An 18,060-nucleotide genomic window follows, 5' to 3' on the forward strand; every position below is an offset into this window, starting at 1 on the left:
CTCCCGGTTCGCCGCTGGTGCTGTTCTCTCGCATTCCTCGGTCCTCGCAGTTCGTGGGGGTGCTGCCCGCGGGGGCGGTGTGCCGGCGAAGTGTCGCCGCCGTGCCCCCGCGCGGTCACAGCGCCCGGAGCCCGTCGATCACCTCGCGGAGGATCTGCTCGTCGGGCAGTTCCGCCGGGGGCACGGGCCGGCTCACATGGACCAGCTCCGCGTCCAGCAGGTCACCGATCAGGACCCGTACGACGCCGAGCGGCAGGTCCAGTTCGGCTGCCAGTTCCGCGACGGACAGCGGCGCGTCGCGGCACAGGCCGACGATGTCCACGTGCTCCGGCGACAGGGTCTGGTCGTCGAGCGGTTCGCCGTGCCGGTCCTCGGCGATCACCAGGGCGATCAGGTCGAGTCGCGGTTCGGCCTCGGTGCTGGTCCGGCCGCGGGTCATCGCGTAGGGGCGCACCACGGGGCCCGCCTCGTCGTCGTACCACCTGGCGTGCCCCTGCCCGGGCCCGGTCGGGCCGTCTGTGGTCATGGCGTCACCGTGCCGTCATCCCCCGGTCAGCCGCCGGTGGGCTGCCCGGCCCTGGGCGCGGTGCCCAGGTGGGCGCCCACCCGCTTGACGAGCAGCGTCATCTCGTACGCGACCAGCCCCACGTCGGAGTCGGCGTCGGCGAGGACGGCCAGGCAACTGCCGTCGCCCGCGGCACTGACGAAGAGAAACGCTTCCTCCAGTTCCACCAGGGTCTGCCGGACCCGGCCCGCCTCGAAGTGCCGGCCGACGCCCTTGGCGAGGCTGTGGAAGCCGGAGGCGACCGCCGCGAGGTGTTCGCTGTCCTCCCGTGTGAGGTCGGCGGACGCGCCGGTGGCCAGGCCGTCGCTGGAGAGGATGAGCGCCTTGCGGATGCTGCCCACCCGGTCGACCAGCTCGTCGAGGAGCCAGCTCAGCTCGCCCGACCCCTGCGGGCCCTTCGACTCGGCACTGGCCGCTGCTGCCTTCGGTGCGGTCATCGACCGTCCCCTCCCGATGTGGTTCCTGGTGCTGTGTCCGGGCTGCCGTCCCGCCCGTCGTCCTCGCCGTTGTCCCGGCGGCCGCGCTGCCAGCCGCGCTGGAGCGAGGCCATCCGGGCGCGGACCTCCTCGGCGTCGCGGTCGTCCGCGGCGCCGGCGGGTGCGCCGCCCGGTTCGTCCTGTGCGGCGGGCTCCGCCTTGAGCTGAGGGGCGAGGCTGGCCTGCCGTACGCGGCGGGGCAGCCCTCCTGCCGTCGTGGCGGGCCGGCCGGACGGGGCAGGGCCCGTGTCCGTCGTCGTACCGGTGTCCATGTCCGCATCCGTGTCGCCGTCGGTTTCCGCGTCGGAGCGTACGTCGGCGCGGGCCGCTCCGTCGACCGGCCGGCCGTGGTCGGAGACCAGCACGGGCGGCCGGTGACGGCGCGGCAGCGGTGCGGGGCCGTCGCCGGCCGGTGCCTGGTCGCGGATCTGCCGGTGCTGTTCGGGGGTGCCGGCGAACCGTACGGGGGCGACGGGCGGCGCGCTGCCGTCGCGGCGGGTCCGTGCGCGGTGCAGGGTGCCCGGCTCCCGCTCGGCGCCACGTGCCGAGTCGCGCGGGGCGCGGGGCGCGGGGCGGCCGCGGAAGAGGCTTCCCTCGTCGTCCGTTTCCGTCCGTTGTGCGAGTTCCGCTCGGGTCAGCGGGGGTTCCAGTTCGACCGGTCCGTCGATGACGTCCGGGGTGCGGTCCCGCTGCTCGGGCAGCGGTACGGGCACCTGGGCCAGGGCGGCCAGCTTGCCGCCGGGCGCCTCCAGCTCCCCGGTGCGCGCCCCGTCGATCCGCCGGCCGCCGGTGTCGTCGTCGCGGCCGGTGTCCTCGGTGAGCAGCGCGGCGGGCAGGAAGACGACGGCGGTGGTGCCGCCGTACGGGGAGGGCTGGAGCGAGACGCGGACGCCCTGGCGCTGGGCGAGGCGGCTGACCACGAACAGGCCGAGCCGGTCGGTGTCGGACAGCTCGAACTCGGGGGTCTCGGCGAGCCGCAGGTTGGCGTCGAGGAGGACGTCGGGGGCCATGCCCAGGCCCCGGTCGTGGATCTCCAGGGTGAAGCCGTTGGAGACCCGCTCGCCGACCACCTGGACCGCGGTGTGCGGGGGCGAGAAGACGGTGGCGTTCTCCAGGAGTTCGGCGATCAGGTGGGTGAGGTCGGAGACCGCCGGGCCCTGGACGGCCAGCCGCGGCAGCCGGCGCACCTCGATGCGCTCGTAGTCCTCGACCTCGGCGACCGCGGCGCGCACCACGTCCATCAGCTGGATGGGCTTGCGCCACTGCCGGGAGGGGCCGCGCCGGAGAGGATCACCAGGCCCTCGGCGTGCCGGCGCATACGGGTGGTGAGGTGGTCCAGGCGGAAGAGGTCGGCGAGTTCGTCGGCGTTCTCGGTACGCCGCTCCATCGCGTCCAGGAGGGTCAGCTGGCGGTGCAGCAGGACCTGGCTGCGGCGGGCGAGGTTGACGAAGACCTCGGAGACGCCGCGGCGCATGTCGGCCTGTTTGACGGCGGCCTCGACGGCGGCCCGCTGGAGGGTGTTCAGCGCCTGCCCGACCTGCTCGGTCTCGCTCTGGCCGAAGTCCAGGCGGGGCGCCTCGGTCTCCACGTCGACCCGCTCGCCCGCGGCCAGCCGCCGCATGACGCTGGGCAGCCGGACGCCGGAGACCTCGTGGGCGTCCTTGCGCAGCCGGATCAGGTCCCTGACGTGCTTGCTGCCGATGCGGACGGAGACGATGACCGAGACCAGCAGGGCGACGAAGCCGAGGACGCCCGCGACGCCGGCCTTGAGGAGGACGGCCATGGCGACCGGCTCGACGCGTTCCTTGTAGCGGTCGCCGGCCTCCCGGCCCATCCGCTGGAGGTCGCCGAGGACCTTGCCGGCGGTGGCGTTCCAGCGTTCGGCGTTGACGGCGCGGGGGGCGGCGGAGGCGCCGCCGTCGATGACGCGGTCCTCGAAGGAGGTCAGTTCGCGGGTGGGCGCGGAGCGCCGGTAGTCGGTGAAGAGGGCGCGGTCGTCGCCGGGCAGGACGGGCAGGCTGGTCGCGTACAGGACGCGGCGCTCGGCGACGCGGTCGGCGAAGCCGCGCAGGTCGTGCTTGGTCATGGTGCCGGAGACGAGCGCCGCCGACATCAGCGCGTCCTCGCGGGAGAGGGCCTCGCGGGCGCGGGTGACGTTGACCAGGGCGCGGCCCTGCTTGTCCATCTCGACGTTCTCCAGCGCGTGCAGCGCCGCGAGGAACTCGTAGTTCGGGTCGACGAGGTCGTTGTACGCCTCGAAGGCCGCGTCGCGGGAGATGGTGTTGTCCTCGACCTGGGTGCGCAGCGAGGTCAGCCGGCCGAGGCCCTTGAGGATGTCGTCCATGCGTTCGCCGGCGACGCCGTTGAGGTCGTCGCGCACGGCGGAGTCGGCGGCGTTGTCGCGCAGCTTGTTGACGATCTTGTCAGTCTCGCGGGTGCGGTCGCGCAGTTCGGCCAGCGAGTCGGCGCCGCGCCGGTCGGCCAGGAAGAGCAGGCTCTGCCGCCGTTCCTGCTGGAGCGCCTGGACGGCGTCCTCGGCGGGGTAGCCGAGTTTGGCGACGACGTTGCCGACGCCGAGCAGCTGGTTGGCCTCGCGTCCGGTGATGTACGTGGCGAACGCCCACATGGCCGTGAGGGACACCAGTGGCACCAGCAGCAGCGCTGCGATCTTCCGAGTGATCGTCTTCCCTCGAAAGCGCATGGCCTCCCCTACGTCAACCCCGGCGCACGGGGATGGTGTTCCGTCAACAAACGGCGCGAGCCTACTACTGACGAGGGACCTGACCGAAGCCCCGCCCGGACACCGGATCCGCAGGTCAGGGGCAGATCGTCCGCAGTTGTCGGCTGATTACCGGACAACCCGCCCACACATGTGGCCTCGAACACCTCTGCCGCACCCGCCCGCACGCCGGGGCGGTCGGCCGAAAATCACCTCGGCCGGGAACCGGCCGGCGGCCCCGTTCGTGACCATGGTGGGCGATGGTGTGTCCGGGCAGGGACATGCGACGGGGTGAAGCCGGGCAGGGACCCGGATGGCGGGGCAGGCGGGTCCATGCGGGCAGGGGGAGAGTGACGCCGGAGATGGTTCACGAAGACGGAGGCATCGGCCTGAGCGGCGGCAGGCGCGCCTTGTGGCAGGAGGAGCCGGCGGCCAGGCCGCGGATGGCGGATCCGGTGCGCACGGCCGCGGTGCGCGCGGTCATCATCGCGGCGCTGACCCTCGTTCAGGCCATGGTGGCGTTCTTCTGCACGATGGCGGGCGCCTGGTTCGCGTTCCCCGCCGTGCTCTGCACGGTCGCGAGCACGGTGGTCGCGACCTGGGCGGTACTGGACGTCTGGGTGACGCGCCAGGTCTGGGTGCAGCGCAACGGGGTGCGCTCGCAGCCGAGCAGTACGGCTAGGAGTCTGCGCCGGGAGCGGCGGCAGGCGCGACGGGAGGCCCGCAAGGCGCGGCGGCGTCCGCCACGAGTCGGCGGCGCAGCCGCATGAACGGCCGGGGGCGGTCGACGGCGAGGGCGGCGGTGATACGCCCGTCGCGTTCGTAGACGGCCAGGAAGCTGCGGTCGCCGGGGTCGCCCTCGACGATGCGTACGGTGTCCTGCGGCCCGCGCCGGCCGGCCAGCTGGACGCGCGTTCCGTACTGGTCCGACCAGAAGTAGGGCAGCGCGGTGTGCCGAGCGACGGTGGCGCCGGCGAGCAGGTTGCGCACGGCGGTGCCGGGCTGTTCGGTGGCGCTGGTCCAGTGTTCGGTGCGCACGCCCGCGCAGCGGGCCACGTCGCCCGCGGCGACGACCTGCGGCACGGACGTCACACCGCCCGCGTCGCACACCACCCCGTCGTCCAGGCGCAGCCCGGACCCGGTCAGCCAGCCGGTGGCGGGGCGCACCCCGATCCCGACGATCACGAGGTCCGCGTCCAGCAGCCGCCCGTCGGCGAGCTCCACCGCCCGTACCCGGCCCGTCCCGTCGTCGCGCAGCCCTTGGACTCCCGTACCGCACAGCAGCCGCACCCCGTGATCCGCGTGCAGTTCCGCGCAGATCCGCGCCAGGTCCGGGCCGAGCTGGGGCACCAGCGGCAGCGGCGCGGCCTCCACGACCGTCACCGGAAGTCCGAGTGCGGCACAGGAGGACGCCACCTCGGCGCCGATGAAGCCACCGCCGATGACGACCACGCGCGGTGTTCCGTCATGGAGGGCGGCGCGTAGCGTGCGGGCGTCGTCGTAGGTGCGCAGTACGTGCACTCCGGTGAGAGGCGGGCCCGGCAGGGTGCGCGGGGCGGCTCCGGTGGCGATGACGACGCCGTCGGTGCGCAGGGTGCGGGTCGTGCGGCCGTCGTCGAGGGTCACCGTGCGTCCCGCGGTGTCCAGTGCGGAGGCCCGGGTGCCGAGATGCCACTCGGCGGCCAGCTCGTCCTCCTCTTCCCGGTCGGACAGCCGCAGATCCGCCAGACTCACCGGATCAGGCGGACGTCGGGTGAGGAACACCTTGGACAGGGGCGGCCGGTCGTACGGGCGGTGGTGCTCGGCGCCGACGATCACCAGCCGCCCGTCGAACCCTTCCGCGCGCAGGGCCCGCGCCGCGTACAGTCCTGCCAGTGAGGCGCCGACGACGGTGACGGTCCTCATGCGTAGGCGTCTTCCCGTACGGCCGACTCCCGGGCGGCGGGCCGGACATGGATCATCCCGTCCACCTCGGTGACCTCGTGCGTACGGACGGGACGGCGGGCCGGGAGACAGCTGGGCCTTCCGGTGCGCAGGTCGAACAGCGCGGCGTGCAGCGGGCATTCGACCTGGCAGCCCTCCACCCAGCCTTCGGAGAGGGAGGCGTCCTGGTGACTGCACCGGTCGTCGAGGGCGTAGAGCGCGCCTTCGCTGCGGAAGACGGCGATGGCGGGTGTGGTGGCGTCGATCTCGATCCGTACGGCCCCGCCTTCGGGCAGGTCCTCGGTGCGGCAGACGGGAATCATCTGGCCCCCTCAGCGCTGATCGGTATCATGACGTTCTGAATGACGCATCGCATAGCGCATTGCGCAACAGAATCCAGTCCGGTGAGTGTGCCGTCAAGGGGCTGCCGACGCTTCTCGGCCGGGCCCCTTTCGACGTGCCCCGCCGGGGCCGACGGGTGGTGACGTCAGACCCCATGGCGAAGACGACCGATGCGGCCGGTGACCGGTCCGAGGAGAAGCGGGGTGCGGCCGGCTCCGTCCAGTCCGTGGACCGCGCGGTGAGTGTGCTGGAGATCCTGGCCCGGCTCGGCGAGGCCGGGGTCACCGAGATCGCCGAGGAGCTGGGGGTGCACAAGTCCACCGCCTTCCGCATCCTGGGCGTCCTGGAGCACCGCGGCCTCGTGGAGCAGGAGCACGAGCGCGGCAAGTACCACCTGGGCGCGGGGGTGTTGCGGCTGGCCGGGGCCGCCGCCATCCGGCTGGACATCTCGCAGGAGGGCCAGCCGGTGTGCCGGGCGCTCGCCGACGAGACCGGGGAGACCGCCAACATCGCCGTGCTGGACGGGGACGCGGCGGTCAACATCATGCAGGCGCGCGGCTCCGCGGCGGTCACCGCGTACAACTGGCTGGGCCGGCGTACGCCGTTGCACGCGACCGCGAGCGGCAAGGTGCTGCTGGCACATCTGCCCCGGGAGCGGCGCGAGCGCCTGCTGGAGCGCAAGCTCGCCCGGTTCACCGCCAACTCCCTGACCACCCCCGGTGCGTTGCGGCAGCAGCTGGCCGCCGCGGCCACGGAGGGGTACGCCTGCTCCAGCGAGGAGCTGGAGATCGGGCTGAACGCGGTGGCGGCGCCGGTGCGGGCCCACGACGGTGCCGTGATCGGCGCGATCGGCGTCTCGGGACCGGCGTACCGGATGGCGGAGCCGCTGCTCGTCGGGCTGGCCGGGCAGGCGGTGAAGGCGGCCGCCGAGCTGTCCCGACGGATGGGTTTCGCGGGCTGAGCGGCGGCCGCCCAGCCCCCTTGACGGATCGCCCACGGACTTCCAGCATGTCTCTCATGGCGCAACATTGCGCGCCATGGGCAACACAAGGGATTCCACCGGGCGTTCCCCGTCTCCACGGTTCCCTGTGCCTCCTCCGGCTCCCCCATACCCGTGCGGTCGCCCGCGTCCCGTGGACCCCGTACGCCCCAGCAATCCCCATAACGGCATCCGTGCCAGCTCCACGCACCCGCCCCTGCCCGCGCAGGCGCTGTTTAGGAGTGAGTCATGCCGCACGAAGCCCGCGCCGTCGTCGCCGTCAAGAAGGGCGCCCCCGTCGAGGTGCTGCCGATCCTCGTCCCCGATCCCGGTCCGGACGAAGTCCTCGTCACCGTGCAGGCCTGCGGGGTGTGCCACACCGATCTGCACTACCGCGAGGGCGCGGTCGGCGACGCCTTCCCCTACCTGCTCGGCCACGAGGCCGCCGGCGTCGTCGAGGCCACCGGCCCGGGCGTCACCGGGCTGGCGCCGGGCGACTACGTGGTGCTCGCCTGGCGCGCCCCCTGCGGACGGTGCCGCTCCTGCCGCCGCGGCCGCCCCTGGTACTGCTTCGACTCCCGCAACGCCGCCCGGCCGATGACCCTGCTGGACGGCACCCTGCTGACCGCCGCCCTGGGCATCGGCGCCTTCGCCGAGAAGACGCTGGTCGCCGCCGGGCAGGCGGTGCGCGCCGACCCGGCGGCCCGCCCCGAGGCCGCGGGGCTGATCGGCTGCGGGGTGATGGCCGGGTACGGGGCCGCGGTGCACACCGGGGGTGTGGGCAGCGGCGACACGGTGGCGGTGATCGGCTGCGGCGGCGTGGGCAACGCCGCCATCGCCGGGGCCTCGCGGGCCGGTGCGCGCCGGGTCATCGCCGTGGACATCGACGACGGCAAGCTGGACGCCGCCGAGCGCTTCGGCGCCACCGACACCGTCAACTCCCGCGGCACCGACCCCGTCGAGGCGGTGCGGGCCCTGACCGGCGGGCACGGCGCCGATGTCGTGATCGACGCGGTGGGCCGCCCCGAAACGTTCCGGCAGGGCTTCTACATGCGTGACCTCGCCGGCACGCTGGTGCAGGTCGGCGTCCCGGAGCCGGACATGCGCATCGAGCTGCCGCTGCTGGACGTGTTCGCGCGCGGCGGCTCCCTGAAGTCGTCCTGGTACGGCGACTGCCTGCCCAGCCGGGACTTCCCCGTCCTGATCGACCTGCATCTGAGCGGCAAGCTGGACCTGGAGGCGTTCATCTCGGAGACGGTCGGCCTCTCGGACGTGGAGGCGGCCTTCGCGCGGATGCGGCGCGGTGAGGTGCTGCGTTCGGCGGTGGTCCTGTGAACGCCCGGCCCGGTACGGGCGGCAGCGGCCCGGCGCCGGCCCGCATCGTGATCATCGGCGCGGGCATCGTCGGCTGCTCCCTCGCCGACGAGCTGACGGCACGCGGCGCGCGCGACGTCACCGTGCTGGAACAGGGTCCGCTGCACGCGCCCGGCGGCTCCACCTCGCACGCCCCCGGACTCGTCTTCCGTACCAATGCGTCCAAGACACTGAGCGACTTCGCCAAGTACACCGTGGAGAAGTTCTCCGCCCTGACGGAGAACGGGCGGCCGTGCTTCGACGCCGTCGGCGGACTGGAGATCGCCGCCACCGAGGAACAGTGGGCCGAACTGCACCGGAAGGCCGGACTCGCGGCGTCCTGGGGCATCGAGGGGAGATCGTCGACGCCCGCCGGTGCGCCGGGCTGTGGCCGATGCTGGACGCCACAAAGGTGCTGGGCGGCTTCCACACGCCCGGCGACGGGCTGGCCAGGGCGCTGCCCGCCGCCCGCGCGCAGACCGTACGGGCGCGGGCCCGCGGCGCCCGCTTCCTGGACCGGCACACCGTCACGGGCATCGAGCAGGACGCGGGCCGGGTCACGGCCGTCGTCACCGACCGGGGCGCCTTCCCCGCGGACGCCGTGGTGTCGGCGGCCGGCTTCTGGGGGCCGGTGATCGGCGCCATGGCGGGCGTGTCCGTACCGCTGCTGCCGCTGGCGCACCAGTACGTGAAGACGTCGGCGTTCGCCGGGCCGGACGGCCGCCGGCCGGTCCTGCGCTTCCAGGAACGCGACCTGTACTTCCGCGAGCATGTGGAGGGCCGCGCGGACGGTACGGGCCGGATCGGCATCGGCTCGTACGCGCACCGCCCGATGCCCGTCGACCCGGCCGCCCTGCCCGCCTTCGACGACGCGCCCGTGATGCCCTCCTCGCTCCCCTTCACCGCCGAGGACTTCGCCCCGAGCTGGGACGACAGCCGCTGGCTGCTGCCCGCCCTGGACGGCACCCGGGTCGAGGAGGGCTTCAACGGCGTCTTCTCCTTCACCCCCGACGGCATGCCGCTGCTCGGCGAGGCGCCCGGGCTGCGCGGCTTCTGGCTGGCCGAGGCGGTGTGGGTGACGCACGCGGCAGGCGTCGCCAAGGCGGTCGCCGAATGGCTCACCGAAGGCCGTCCCGCCACCGATGTGCACGAGTGCGAGATCTCCCGCTTCGAGGAGGCACAGCTCTCCCCCGCCTACGTGGCCGAGCGCGGCCGGCAGCAGTTCGCCGAGGTGTACGACGTCGTCCACCCGCTCCAGCCGCTGCGCCGCCCGCGCCCGCTGCGCGTCAGCCCCTTCCACGAGCGGCAGCGGGAACTCGGCGCGTACTTCCTCGAAGGCACCGGCTGGGAGCGCCCGCACTGGTACGAGGCCAACGCCCCGCTGGCCGACGGCATCGCACTGCCGGAGCGGGACGCCTGGTCCGCCCGCCACTGGTCGCCGGTCGCCGCGGCCGAGGCACGCGCCACCCGGGAGCGGGTCGCGCTGTACGACATGACACCGCTGAAGCGCCTGGAGGTCAGCGGCCCGGGCGCGCTGGATTTCCTCCAGTACATGACGACCAACCAGCTCGCGAAGAAGCCGGGCTCGGTGACGTACACGCTGCTGCTGGACGACGCGGGCGGCATCCGCAGCGACCTGACCGTGGCCCGCCTGGCGGCCGACCGCTTCCAGGTCGGCGTCAACAGCGGCATGGACCTCGACCACCTGACCCGGCATGCGCCCGCCGGCGTGCAGGTCCGTGACATCACGCCCGGCACCTGCTGCGTCGGCGTCTGGGGACCGCGCGCCCGGGACCTCGTACAGCCGCTGGCCCGCACCGACTTCGGGCACCGCGCGTTCGGCTACTTCAAGGCGAGGCAGGCGTACGTCGGCGAGGTGCCGGTGACCGCGCTGCGGCTGTCGTACGTCGGCGAGCTGGGCTGGGAGCTGTACACGAGCGCGGACCTCGGACTGCGTCTGTGGGACACGCTCTGGGCGGCCGGGCAGCCGTACGGCGTGCTCGCGGCCGGGCGCAGTGCGTTCACCAGCCTCCGTCTGGAGAAGGGGTACCGCGCCTGGGGGCAGGACATGACCACCGAGCACGACCCGTACGAGGCGGGGCTGGGCTGGGCCGTCCGGATGGACAAGGGCGACTTCGTCGGGCGCGCGGCCCTGGAGGGACGGTCGGCCGACACCGCGCGGCGCAGGCTGGCGTGCCTGACGCTCGACGATCCGGCGGCGGTCGTCCTGGGCAAGGAGCCGGTGTACGTGGACGGAGCGCCCGCGGGTTATGTGACCAGCGCGGCGTACGGCTGCTCCGTCGGGCGGACGGTCGCGTACGCGTGGCTGCCGGCGCGGGCCGCGGTGCCCGGGACGGCCGTGCACATCGAGTACTTCGGGGAGAAGGCCGCGGCGACCGTCGCCGCCGAGCCGCTGTTCGACCCCGCGATGGAACGTATCCGCAGCTAGGGCGCTTCTGCCCGCACCAGTCGGGTGTCCCCGCCGAACCGGGAGGTCCGCTTGTCCCCCACCTACGACGTGATCGTGCTCGGCCTCGGCGGCATGGGCAGCGCCGCGGCCCACCAACTGGCAGCGCGCGGCGCCCGTGTGCTCGGCTTGGAGAAGTTCGGGCCCGTGCATGCCCACGGCTCCAGCCACGGCGGTTCGCGCGTCACCCGCCAGTCGTACTTCGAGGATCCGGCGTACGTGCCGCTGCTGCTGCGCGCCTACGAGCTGTACGAGGAGCTGGAACGTGCCACCGGGCGGCGGATCGCCACGCTGTGCGGCGGGGTGATGCTCGGCCGGCCAGAGAGCCGTACCGTCGCCGGGTCGCTGCGCTCGGCCCGTACCTGGGACCTGCCGCACGAGATGCTCGACGCGCGGGAGGTCCGGCGCCGCTTCCCGACGCTCACCCCGGCCGCCGACGAGATCGCCCTGTACGAGGCCAGAGCCGGGTTCCTGCGCCCGGAGAACACCGTCGCCGCGCAGCTCCAGCTCGCCACCCAGTCCGGCGCCGACCTCCACTTCCAGGAGCCGGTCACCCGCTGGGAAGCGCTGCCCGGCGGCCGCGGCGTGCGGGTACACACACCCGAGGACACCTACACCGCCGGGCAGCTGGTGATCTGCCCCGGCGCGTGGGCGCCCGCGCTGCTGTCCGACCTGGGGGTGGCGTTCACCGTCGAGCGCCAGATCATGCACTGGTTCGAGCCCGCCGGTGGCATCGGCCCGTACGTGCCGGAGCGGCACCCCATCTACATCTGGGAGGACACCGACGGCGTCCAGATCTACGGCTTCCCCGCGATCGACGGGCCGGGAGGCGGCGCGAAGGTGGCGTTCTTCCGCCGGGGCGCCGTCTGCACGCCGGAGACCGTCGACCGGACCGTGCACGAGGACGAGGTACGGGCCATGGCCGGTCAGGCGGCCCGGCTCCTGCCGTCCCTGCCCGGCCGCCATCTGACGTCCGTCACCTGCCTGTACACCAACACCCCCGACGAGCACTTCGTCCTCGCGCGGCATCCGGCGCACCCCGACGCCGTGACCGTGGCCTGCGGCTTCTCCGGGCACGGCTTCAAGTTCGTACCGGTGGTGGGCGAAATCCTCGCCGACCTGGCGCTGACCGGCGGGACCGCGCATCCCGTCGGGCTGTTCGCGCCCGGCCGCCTGCTCATGGCCGCGGCCTCGCCCGCCCTGCCTGCCCCGTCCGCCCCGTCCGCCCCAGGAGGCGTCCGATGACCCTCGCTCCCGAGACCGCCGGGACCACCACGGGCGCCAGCCTCACCAGCACCCTGCCCGGCTCCCTCTACACCGACCCCGCCGTCTTCCGCCAGGAACAGCAGCACATCTTCGAGTCCCTCTGGTACTGCGCGGTGCGCGCCGCCGACCTGCCACGGCCGGGCGCCTTCCGTACGGTGCAGGTCGGCCGGGAGAGCGTGCTGATCGTCCGCAACCGGCGCGGCGGCTTCGGCGCCTACCTCAACGTGTGCCGCCACCGGGGCGCCCGGCTGTGCACCGACGCGTCCGGCGAGGTACGGCGCAACCTCCAGTGCCCGTACCACGCCTGGACGTACGACCTGGACGGGCGGCTGGTGGCCGCGCCCAACCTCCAGCGGATGCCGGACGTGGACCGCTCCGAACGCGGGCTGCTGCCGGTCCGGCTGCGCGAGTGGCTGGGCTATGTGTGGGTGTGCCTGGCCGACGAGCCGCCGTCGTTCGAGGAGACGGTGACCGGCACGGTCGGCGAACGGCTGGGCGGCACGGAGGCGATCGAGCGGTACGGCATGGCCGGGCTGGACCTCGGGCGGCGCATCACCTACGACGTACGCGCCAACTGGAAGCTGATCGTCGAGAACTTCATGGAGTGCTACCACTGCGCCACCATCCACCCCGAACTGACCGACGTGCTCCCGGAGTTCGCGGAGGGGTACGCCGCGCAGTACTACGTCGGGCACGGCGCGGCGTTCGCGGCGGAGGCCGAGGGGTTCACCGTCGACGGCAGTGGCGGCTTCGCCCGGATCCCGGGCATCGAGGAGAGCCAGGACCGCCGCTACTACGCCATCACCGTCCGCCCGCAGGTCTTCCTCAACCTCGTGCCGGACCATGTCATCGTGCACCGGATGTTCCCGCTGGCCGCGGACCGCACCGTGGTGGAGTGCGACTGGCTGTACGCCCCCGAGGTGGTGGCCTCGGGGGCCGACCTGTCCCGGTCGGTGGGGCTGTTCCACCGGGTCAACACGCAGGACTTCGCCGCCTGCGAGCGGACCCAGCCCGCGATGGACTCGCGGGCCTACCGGGCCGGCGGGGTGCTCGTCCCCAGCGAGCACCACATCGGCGACTTCCATCGGTGGGTCACTCGGCTGCTGCCGGGGAGCCCTGGGGGGCCTGATCCTGAGGGGCAGCCTGGGTCTCCTGAGGCTCCGGCCGGCTCTCCGGCTCCGGCTCCGGCTGAGCCTGCGGCCGGTCCTGGGTCCGGCTCTGCGGCTGCTCGTCCTCCGGACGCCGGTACATCCGCGTCGCCGTGATCTGCCCGTGCACCGGCTCCGACCCGGGGTCCTGCTGCGGCAGGCCGGGCCGCAGGTGCTCCTCGACGCTGATGTACTTCAGCCCGGCCCGCAGGTCGGCGTCGTTGCGCAGGCGGATGACCAGCGGGAACTCAGCGAGCGCGGTGGTGTCGAAGAGGCCGGTGGTGTACAGGAGCTGCACGCCCAGCGCGTCGGCGACGGCGCGCTGGAGCTCCAGCAGGTACGTCGCGTTGGCGCGGCCGATGGGGTTGTCCAGGAACAGCGTGCCCGCGTGCCGCTGCTTGTCGCGGCCGCGGTCGTTGCTGCGCAGCGCGGCCATGGTGCAGTACAGGGCGATGGCCGCGGTCAGCAGCTGGCCGCCGGAGAACACGTCGCCCATCTGACCGACCGGGACGCGCTCGGCGCGCAGCACCGCGTCCGGCTTGAGGATCTCCACGGCCACGCCGCGCGGCTGGAGCGCCGCGCTGACGCCGCGCAGCAGCAGGGACATGCCGTCCCGCCGCAGGTCGCTGTTCTTCTTGACCGCCGAGCGCGTCGCCTCGTCGATCACCTCGCCCAGCCGCTCGGTGAGCGTGGCCTGGTCCGGGTCGTCGAAGCGGATGCGCAGGAACTCCTGACCCGACCACTCCCCCAGCCCCTCGGGGAGCCGGGACAGCCGCTGGGCGGAGCGCAGCGTGGTCAGCGACGAGTCGACCAGGCCGCGCAGTCGGTCCACGATGCTGTCGCGGTTGCGTTCCAGCTGGGCCAGTTCGTCGGTGAGCACCCGCAGCCGGGGCGCGAAGGCGTCGGCCCACTTGGCGGCGTGGTCGGGCAGTGCCGCGGCGGGCAGTTCGCGGATCTGCTGCCGGGCGGGCGTGCGCACCTGTTCGTACTTGGTGGAGTTGGCGTGCCGTACGAGGACGTCGCTGGCCTCGCGGACCGCGGACTCGGCCGCCGACAGGTCGCTCGCGCAGCCGCGCAGCGAACGGCGGGACTCCGCGGCGGCCTGCCGCGCGTCCTCCAGGCGGCCCGCGTACGCCTCGGGGCGCTCGCCCTCGTCCTCCTGGGTGTCGCGCAGCAGGTCGCGCAGCATGGCGGCGGTCTCGTCGAAGCCCGCGGCGGCGTCCTCGGCGGCGCGGTGGGCGCGCAGCAGCTCGGTGTGGGTGGCGCGGGCGGTCTCCAGCGCGTCGTCGGCGGTGGTCAGCTCGGCGTTGGCGGTGCGCAGCAGTTCCTTCGCGCGCTCCGCGTCGGCGGGGATCAGCTCCTCGGGCAGCTCGGTGTGCGCCTCGCCGTCGGCCGGGGCGAGCCGTTCGGCCTCGCCGCGCAGGCGGCCGAGCTGCTCGCTGGCGGCGGAGGCGCGGGCCTCCAGCCGGGCGACCAGGGCTTCGGCGCGGGCGGACGCGGCCTGCCGGGAGGGGCCGTCGGCGGCGTCGGGGCTGTCCAGGAGCTGTTCGGCGCGGGTGCGGACCTTGTTGGTGAGGCGGTTCAGCTCGGCGAGCGCGGCGCTCTCGTCACCTTCGGCGCGGGCCTGTTCGGCGCGCAGGTCGGCGCCGACGCCGACCTTCTCGTAGAGCTGGGAGGCCGCGCGGTACGCCTCGCGCAGGGAGGGCAGCGAACCGGCCGCGGGCTCGGCGCCGTCCTCGCCCATGTCGTCCGGCACGCCCGCGATCTCGGCGCGCTCGGCGCGCAGCGCGTGGGCGGTGCGCCGGGCGTCGTCGGCGGCGCGCTGGGCGGTGCGGCGGTCCTCGTCGGCGGCGCGCGCCCGGTCCACGCACTCCTCGGCGCGGGCCTCCAACTCGGCGGATTCGTCGGCCAGTTCACGCAGCCTGACCTGCCAGGAGGCGCGCTCGCGCAGCCGGTGGGCGAGCCCGGCGAGGGCGTCGGCGACGCGGCGGGCGCGCTGCGCGGCCTCCTGCCGTTCGTCGCGCACCCGGGCGGTCTCGGCGGCCTCCTCGTCAGCCTCGGCCCGTACCGTGCGGACCTCGGCCAGTTCCCCGGCGGCGGTGTCGGCTGCCGTACGGGCTTCCTCGGCGGCGGTGGCCAGTTCGGCGAGGCGGCCGGGCGGGCAGCCGGTGCGCCAGGAGGAGAGACGGGCGGCCAGCGCGCGGTCGCCGGCCAGCCGGGCGGCGAGAACGCGGATCTCGTCGTCCCGCTCTATGGCGCGCGCCCGCAGCGCCTGGCGCTCCTCGTCGGCGGCGGACTCGTCGTGCATGGCCGGGTTCGGCGGGACGAGGAAGACGCCGCTGTCCTGGGCGTCGGGCACGGGGGTGGGCGCGAGCAGGGCGGCGGCGGTGCCGACGGCGACGGTGGAGCGCGGCAGCAGCGCGGCCTGTGCGAGCACGTCGCGGGCGCGGGCGTGGGTCTCCGGGTCGGTGATGATGACGCCGTCGACCAGCTCGGGGCGGGCGGCCAGCACCCGGGTGTGGTCGGCGGGGTCGACGGACTGGGCGAGGTAGCGCCAGCCGGGCAGCGCGGGGACGCCGTGCTCGCCCAGATACTCGACGGCGGCGAGCACGTCGGGGCCCGGCGGCAGCAGGCCGCCGTCGCCCAGCGCGCCGAGGATGCGGGCGTCGTCGGCGGCGGCGGTGCGCAGGTCGAAGAGCTGGCGTTCGGCGGAGGCGACGCTCTCGTCGAGGAGTTCTCGCAGGTCGTCGGCGTTGCGGTCGAGTTCTTCGGCGGTCAGGGGGCCTTCGGAGGCAGGGCGCGGGACGCGGCGGGGGCCGTCGCCTTCGTCCGTTCCGTCCCCGGCGCGCTGCCCGGGCACGCCCGCCCTGGGCGCTGCCTGCGGCAGTCCGAGCAGGTCGGCCAGCCGTTGCTCGGCGCCGATCGACTCGGCGGCCTGCCGCTCGGCGTCGTACGCGCGCTCCGCCGCCTGGGCGGCGTCCTCGGCGCGGGCCGCGGCCAGTTCGGCGGCGGCGAGGCGGGTGGCGGCCTCGCGGGCCCGGTCGGCGGAGCGGGTGGCGGCCTCGCGGGCCGCGTCCCAGCCCTCGACCGTGGCCTTCTCCGCGTCCGACGCGGCGAGCGCGGCGCGGGCCGGGTCGGCGTCCGGCGCGGAGTCGTCGAGCCAGCCGGCCCGTACGGCCTCGGCGGTCTCCTGCTCGACCTCGGCGAGGCGCTGCTTGAGGTGTTCGGCCTCGCTGCGGGCGCGCTGGGCGTGAGTGGCGGCGGCGGTGGCGTCGCGGTGCGCGGTGTCGCTGGTGTCCTGGAGGGCGGCGGAGCGCTCCTCCTGCTCGTTGGCGATGCCTTCGCTGACGTCGGCGGCGCCCTGGAGGGCGCGCACCAGCTCGGTGGCGGCCTTCGTACGGGCGGCGAGCGCGGGCGCGGCGTCCCGTTCGGCCTCGCGGATCGCGGCGGCGACGCGGGTGGCCCGGTCGGCGGCGGCGCGGTGGCGCAGCACGGTCTCGGCGGCCTGCCAGGCGGAGTGCAGGGTACGGGCGTCGTTCAGCTCGCGGCGCTGGGCGGCGGCGCCCTTCTCGGCGGCGGCGAGCGCCAGCGACGCATGCCGGTAGGAGATCTCGGCGGAGATCAGCGCGCGGCGCTCGCGGACCCGCTCGGCGTCGGTGACCGCGTGCGCGGCGGTGGCGACCTGCTCGGCGAACTCGGCGGCGCGGCCGCGCTCCTCGGTGCCGCGGGCGTGCAGCCGCCGGGCGAGGGTGCGGGTACGGCGTTCGGCGCCGGCGTGGACGTCACGGGCGGTCTCGCGCTGCTCGGCGGCGTCCGCGATGCGCGACAGCAGGTCCAGCGAACCGGCGGTGAAGTCGCGTTCGGCGGTCAGTTCGGCGCGGCGGCCGAGCTTGTGCGCGAAGCCGTGCACGAGGTCGGCGAGCCCGTCGGTGTCGCGGGTGTCGGTGACGGCGCGCAGCAGCAGGTCGGTGAAGTCGGAGTCGTTCTTGACGGCGAAGAGGCCGGCGGCCTCGCCCTCGTCGGCGTTCATCTCCCGCTGGTAGCGGAAGAGTTCGGGGTCCAGGCCCAGTTCGCCGAGGTGCTCGTTCCACCGCTCGTGGATCTCGACCCAGGAGACGTCCAGGTTGGGGTAGTTCTTGCCGGCCTCGACCAGGGCGTCGCGGAAGCCCTTCATCGTACGGCGGCGGCCCCGGGCCCCGGAGAAGCCCTCGGCGGGCTCGCCGCGCGGCCGGACGACGGTGGCCTCGGCGACCGGCAGCGAGTCCAGGCTCATCCCGGGCCCCGGACGGAAGCTGTACCAGGCCTCGGCGAACTTGCGCGGGTCGTTGGAGACCTGCCGCCCGCGCCACTCGCTGACCTTGCCGACGACGATGGACTCGCCGGTGAGGGTGTGCTGCCACTCCAGGGCGACGTGGCCGCAGTCGTCGGCGAGCAGGAACTTGCGCAGCACGCCGGAGCTGGCGCCGCCCAGGGTGTTGCGGTGGCCGGGCAGCATCACCGAGAAGATGAGCTTGAGCAGGACGGACTTGCCGCCGCCGTTCTCCAGGAAGAGGACGCCGGCGGGGGCGGGGCGGCGCGGCGGGCCGACCGGTTCGTCCTCGAAGAAGTCCGCCTGCGCCGGCGCCGGGTCGGGCACGGGCGCGCCGACTCCGCGCAGGTCCAGCACGGTGTCGGCGTAGCGCGCACCGGCGGGCCCGATGGAGTAGAGGCGGACCCGGGACAGCTCGTACATGGCGGCGGACTCTCGTTGTGTGGGCGGTCGGTGGTCGGTGGACCTGCGGTCGGTGTGTCCGGTGGCCGGGTGGTGCCCGGCGCCGGGCGG

At 74.4% G+C, this 18,060-nt stretch carries 9 protein-coding genes and 3 pseudogenes; 6 read left to right on the plus strand and 6 right to left on the minus strand.

Translation table 11 applies throughout. From position 1 onward, the window contains the following. Nucleotides 1-115: 115 nt before the first annotated feature. The 3 genes and pseudogenes from ACEXOX_RS09375 to ACEXOX_RS09385 form a co-directional block, all read right to left on the minus strand. The gene (locus tag ACEXOX_RS09375) at nucleotides 116-526 is read right to left on the minus strand and encodes a DUF742 domain-containing protein (protein ID WP_030018109.1); all 411 of its coding nucleotides are present in this window, start codon (nucleotides 524-526) and stop codon (nucleotides 116-118) included. A gap of 26 nt (nucleotides 527-552) precedes the next feature. Next, nucleotides 553-1,002 carry a roadblock/LC7 domain-containing protein gene (locus ACEXOX_RS09380; RefSeq protein ID WP_385239728.1) on the minus strand — a complete coding sequence of 150 codons (450 nt, stop codon included), beginning with the start codon at nucleotides 1,000-1,002 and terminating at the stop codon, nucleotides 553-555. Next, nucleotides 999-3,742 (minus strand): annotated as a pseudogene (locus tag ACEXOX_RS09385) (nitrate- and nitrite sensing domain-containing protein). Before ACEXOX_RS09385 ends, ACEXOX_RS09380 begins: the two are co-directional and overlap by 4 nt. 278 nt (nucleotides 3,743-4,020) lie before the next feature. Between ACEXOX_RS09385 and ACEXOX_RS09390 the strand changes: the two are divergent. Then, entirely contained in the window at nucleotides 4,021-4,530 is a 510-nt protein-coding gene (locus tag ACEXOX_RS09390) for a hypothetical protein (protein WP_372498418.1), read from the plus strand. On the opposite strand, the gene ACEXOX_RS09395 is transcribed toward ACEXOX_RS09390, so the two are convergent. Together ACEXOX_RS09395 and ACEXOX_RS09400 are read right to left on the minus strand one after the other, a co-directional pair. Further along, a complete protein-coding gene (locus ACEXOX_RS09395; RefSeq protein ID WP_406519927.1) occupies nucleotides 4,439-5,665 on the minus strand; it encodes an NAD(P)/FAD-dependent oxidoreductase in 1,227 nt (408 codons plus the stop codon). The genes ACEXOX_RS09390 and ACEXOX_RS09395 overlap by 92 nt on opposite strands. Beyond that, nucleotides 5,662-6,006 carry a bifunctional 3-phenylpropionate/cinnamic acid dioxygenase ferredoxin subunit gene (locus ACEXOX_RS09400; protein ID WP_406519928.1) on the minus strand — a complete coding sequence of 115 codons (345 nt, stop codon included), beginning with the start codon at nucleotides 6,004-6,006 and terminating at the stop codon, nucleotides 5,662-5,664. The genes ACEXOX_RS09395 and ACEXOX_RS09400 overlap by 4 nt, the downstream gene beginning before the upstream one ends. 173 nt (nucleotides 6,007-6,179) lie before the next feature. On the opposite strand from ACEXOX_RS09400, the gene ACEXOX_RS09405 reads away from it, so the two are divergent. The 5 genes and pseudogenes from ACEXOX_RS09405 to ACEXOX_RS09425 form a co-directional block, all read left to right on the plus strand. Further along, the gene (locus ACEXOX_RS09405; RefSeq protein WP_406519929.1) at nucleotides 6,180-6,986 is read left to right on the plus strand and encodes an IclR family transcriptional regulator; all 807 of its coding nucleotides are present in this window, start codon (nucleotides 6,180-6,182) and stop codon (nucleotides 6,984-6,986) included. 267 nt (nucleotides 6,987-7,253) lie between these two features. Further along, nucleotides 7,254-8,339, plus strand: coding sequence for an S-(hydroxymethyl)mycothiol dehydrogenase (locus tag ACEXOX_RS09410; protein ID WP_406519930.1), 1,086 nt, complete (start codon nucleotides 7,254-7,256; stop codon nucleotides 8,337-8,339). After that, nucleotides 8,336-10,806 (plus strand): annotated as a pseudogene (locus tag ACEXOX_RS09415) (FAD-dependent oxidoreductase). The gene ACEXOX_RS09410 and the pseudogene ACEXOX_RS09415 overlap by 4 nt, the downstream one beginning before the upstream one ends. 51 nt (nucleotides 10,807-10,857) lie before the next feature. Next, complete coding sequence (solA, locus tag ACEXOX_RS09420) at nucleotides 10,858-12,069, plus strand: N-methyl-L-tryptophan oxidase (protein ID WP_406519931.1); 1,212 nt, start codon at nucleotides 10,858-10,860, stop codon at nucleotides 12,067-12,069. Then, nucleotides 12,066-13,205: pseudogene (locus tag ACEXOX_RS09425) on the plus strand (aromatic ring-hydroxylating dioxygenase subunit alpha); the annotation flags it as partial. The gene solA and the pseudogene ACEXOX_RS09425, both read left to right, overlap by 4 nt. Here ACEXOX_RS09425 and ACEXOX_RS09430 read toward each other — a convergent pair. Then, complete coding sequence (locus ACEXOX_RS09430; protein ID WP_406519932.1) at nucleotides 13,183-17,970, minus strand: hypothetical protein; 4,788 nt, start codon at nucleotides 17,968-17,970, stop codon at nucleotides 13,183-13,185. The pseudogene ACEXOX_RS09425 and the gene ACEXOX_RS09430 overlap by 23 nt on opposite strands. Nucleotides 17,971-18,060: the final 90 nt, after the last annotated feature.

The sequence above is a fragment of the Streptomyces sp. Ac-502 genome (genome assembly GCF_045222935.1).
In the GTDB taxonomy this organism is placed as follows: domain Bacteria; phylum Actinomycetota; class Actinomycetes; order Streptomycetales; family Streptomycetaceae; genus Streptomyces; species Streptomyces monomycini.

Excerpts from the sequence above, each read along its gene's own strand:
- ACEXOX_RS09375 (WP_030018109.1), bottom strand. The coding sequence starts at position 526 with ATGACCACAGACGGCCCGACCGGGCCCGGGCAGGGGCACGCCAGGTGG.
- ACEXOX_RS09380 (WP_385239728.1), bottom strand. The coding sequence starts at position 1,002 with ATGACCGCACCGAAGGCAGCAGCGGCCAGTGCCGAGTCGAAGGGCCCG.
- ACEXOX_RS09390 (WP_372498418.1), top strand. The coding sequence starts at position 4,021 with ATGGTGTGTCCGGGCAGGGACATGCGACGGGGTGAAGCCGGGCAGGGA.
- ACEXOX_RS09395 (WP_406519927.1), bottom strand. The coding sequence starts at position 5,665 with ATGAGGACCGTCACCGTCGTCGGCGCCTCACTGGCAGGACTGTACGCG.
- ACEXOX_RS09400 (WP_406519928.1), bottom strand. The coding sequence starts at position 6,006 with ATGATTCCCGTCTGCCGCACCGAGGACCTGCCCGAAGGCGGGGCCGTA.
- ACEXOX_RS09405 (WP_406519929.1), top strand. The coding sequence starts at position 6,180 with ATGGCGAAGACGACCGATGCGGCCGGTGACCGGTCCGAGGAGAAGCGG.
- ACEXOX_RS09410 (WP_406519930.1), top strand. The coding sequence starts at position 7,254 with ATGCCGCACGAAGCCCGCGCCGTCGTCGCCGTCAAGAAGGGCGCCCCC.
- ACEXOX_RS09430 (WP_406519932.1), bottom strand. The coding sequence starts at position 17,970 with ATGTACGAGCTGTCCCGGGTCCGCCTCTACTCCATCGGGCCCGCCGGT.